Source organism: Streptococcus sp. GMD4S, from assembly GCF_000296955.1.
On sequence record NZ_AJRE01000498.1, the window covers coordinates 1 to 1,516 of the forward strand.

The window sequence follows — 1,516 nt, forward strand, 5'->3', positions numbered from 1 at the left end:
TCACCTCTGAAACCTCACTATCCATGAGACGGGTCATGAGACTCTTGAGGTTGATATCGTCTGGGCTGATGCCATTCATCGGAGAAATGAGGCCGTGCAAGACATGATAGAGTCCGTGGTATTCTTGGATGTTTTCCATAGCAGCCACATCGCGACTATCCTCTAGCACCAAGATGGTTGTCTGATCTCGAGTCGGATCTGTACAGATTGAGCAGGGGTCATCATCCGTCAGGCGGCCACAGATGGAACAATAGGTTAATTCCCGCTTGGCAGATAGGAGATTTTTGGCAAATTCATTGACATCGTCATCAGACATTCCAATGGTATAGAAGGCGAGGCGGGTAGCCGTTTTAATCCCGATACCTGGTAACTTTGAATAGCTATCAATCAGCTTGGCAATAGGTGTTGGATACAGCATAAGTTCCTTTCTAATTCATTGGATGGTGTTGGTGATAAAGATTGATAATGTCGCGTGCAATAGAAGGTCCGACACCGTTTGTAAGGTTGGTGTTATGAGGAAAGACGACTGCGACTGCGATTTGAGGATTTTCGGTCGGCGCATAGGCGACTGCGTTAGTATTGTTGGCTTTTTGACCGCCATTAACGTAACTTTCGGCAGTACCCGTTTTCCCACTGATGGAAACGGCTGCGCCATTTGAAAAGGCACGACCAGTTGTCAGAGCACTCGTTCCATGCGAAACTTGATAGAAACCTTGCTGCAAGATAGCCATATCTGATTCTGAGATATTGACCTTGTTTAGTTCCTTAGTGGCTGTTTCTTGAACCAGACTACCTAAGCCACCTTGGTCATTGTTTCCATAAATCCCCTCGACAATGTGAGGTGCAATCCGAACACCGTTGTTGGCAATAGTTCCAACGTACTGGGCCAATTGCATTGGGGTGTAGTTATCAAACTGACCAAATGCATTGGTAATGTAATTAGCGAAATTATACTCTTTTGGAATAAAACCAGTTGACTCATCTGGAAGGTCAATGCCTGTTGAGGCTCCAAGACCATATTCCGCAAATGTCGAACGAAGTTTCCCCATAGCGGATTCTAAATTGTTAGTTAAAACAAACATATTGGGTTGATAGGTCTGACCCATAATGCCCAAAGCCGTTTGAACCATGTAGGCATTAGAAGAATACTCCAAGGCTTCCACAGCTGTAATCGGGAATGAACCGTAGGCCTGAGTATACCAAGAATTAATTGGAGCTGAACCTTGGAAGACAATCGGTTGGTCTGTCAAGGTCTGATTCCCTGATAAGACTCCATTCTCCCAACCAGAGCTGATGGTCGCCGCCTTAACGACCGAACCGGGTACAAAGACATCGGTTACTGTTCCAAGCGAATCTGAACTTAATTTACCGGATTCGACATCATGCTTGACACCCGACATCGCCAGAACTGCACCGGTTTTAGGATTAAGAGCTACAGCGTAGACTCCTTCAGAGTACTTTGCTCCACCGTTACCCAACTCTGAGTTGAAGTAGCTCTTGAGTAGGTCGTCCACAC

Annotated in this window: 2 protein-coding genes; both read right to left on the bottom strand. The window is 45.9% G+C overall.

Features of this window, described 5'->3' with window-relative positions:
- Positions 1–418, bottom strand: a 418-nt coding sequence (recR, locus tag GMD4S_RS12085) for a recombination mediator RecR (RefSeq protein ID WP_000966753.1), incomplete at its 3' end; no start/stop codon positions are given.
- Between the two features lie 10 nt (positions 419–428).
- Positions 429–1,516: penicillin-binding transpeptidase domain-containing protein (locus GMD4S_RS12090; RefSeq protein ID WP_000320676.1), on the bottom strand; the 1,088-nt coding region annotated here is incomplete at its 5' end.